Annotated in this window: 1 protein-coding gene and 1 pseudogene; both read left to right on the top strand. The window is 66.8% G+C overall.

Annotation, left to right across the window (positions count from 1 at the left end; all coding sequences use genetic code 11):
• Positions 1-1,158, top strand: a 1,158-nt coding sequence (moeZ, locus tag ABZ646_RS46875; protein ID WP_360533974.1) for an adenylyltransferase/sulfurtransferase MoeZ, incomplete at its 5' end; no start/stop codon positions are given.
• Between the two features lie 29 nt (positions 1,159-1,187).
• Positions 1,188-1,261 (top strand): annotated as a pseudogene (locus ABZ646_RS46870) (3-oxoacyl-ACP reductase); the annotation flags it as partial.

Below are 1,261 nucleotides of genomic sequence, written 5' to 3'. Positions count from 1 at the left end.
GAGCCAGCCTCTGAGCTCACCGTAGACGAGGTCCGCAGGTACTCCCGCCACCTGATCATCCCGGACGTCGGGATGGACGGGCAGAAGCGGCTGAAGAACGCCAAGGTGCTCTGTGTCGGCGCCGGCGGCCTGGGCTCGCCGGCGCTGATGTACCTGGCCGCCGCGGGCGTCGGCACCCTCGGCATCGTGGAGTTCGACGAGGTCGACGAGTCGAACCTGCAGCGTCAGATCATCCACAGCCAGGCCGACATCGGTCGTTCCAAGGCCGAGTCCGCCCGTGACTCCGTCCTCGGCATCAACCCGTACGTGAACGTGATCCTTCACGAAGAGCGGCTCGAGGCCGAGAACGTGATGGAGATCTTCAGCCAGTACGACCTGATCGTCGACGGCACGGACAACTTCGCGACCCGCTACCTGGTCAACGACGCCTGCGTGCTGCTGAACAAGCCGTACGTGTGGGGCTCGATCTACCGCTTCGACGGCCAGGCCTCGGTCTTCTGGTCCGAGTACGGCCCCTGCTACCGCTGCCTCTACCCGGAGCCCCCGCCGCCGGGCATGGTCCCCTCCTGCGCCGAGGGCGGCGTCCTGGGCGTGCTGTGCGCGTCCATCGGCTCCATCCAGGTCACCGAGGCCATCAAGGTCCTCACCGGCACCGGTGAGCCCCTCGTCGGCCGTCTGATGATCTACGACGCCCTGGAGATGCAGTACCGCCAGGTCAAGGTCCGCAAGGACCCGGACTGCGCGGTCTGCGGCGAGAACCCGACCGTCACCGAGCTCATCGACTACGAGGCCTTCTGCGGTGTCGTCTCCGAGGAGGCCCAGCAGGCGGCCGCCGGCTCGACGATCACTCCCAAGCAGCTCAAGGAGTGGATCGACGAGGGCGAGAACATCGAGATCATCGACGTCCGCGAGCCGAACGAGTACGAGATCGTCTCCATCCCGGGCGCCAAGCTGATCCCGAAGAACGAGTTCCTCATGGGCACCGCCCTGGAGAGCCTGCCGCAGGACAAGAAGATCGTCCTGCACTGCAAGACGGGCGTCCGCAGTGCGGAGGTCCTCGCGGTCCTGAAGTCCGCGGGCTTCTCCGACGCCGTCCACGTGGGCGGCGGCGTGATCGGCTGGGTCAACCAGATCGAGCCGGCGAAGCCCGTCTACTGAGCACAGACTCCGCGATGGGCGGGGGCTTCGGGCTCTCGGCCTCGCCGTTCATCGGGGCGTACGGCATCAGCAAGGCCGCGATGATCAACCTGACCCAGCAGCT

It is taken from the genome of Streptomyces sp. NPDC007162, from assembly GCF_040634175.1.
GTDB lineage: Bacteria > Actinomycetota > Actinomycetes > Streptomycetales > Streptomycetaceae > Streptomyces.
This window is presented reverse-complemented; position numbering and strand designations above follow the sequence as displayed.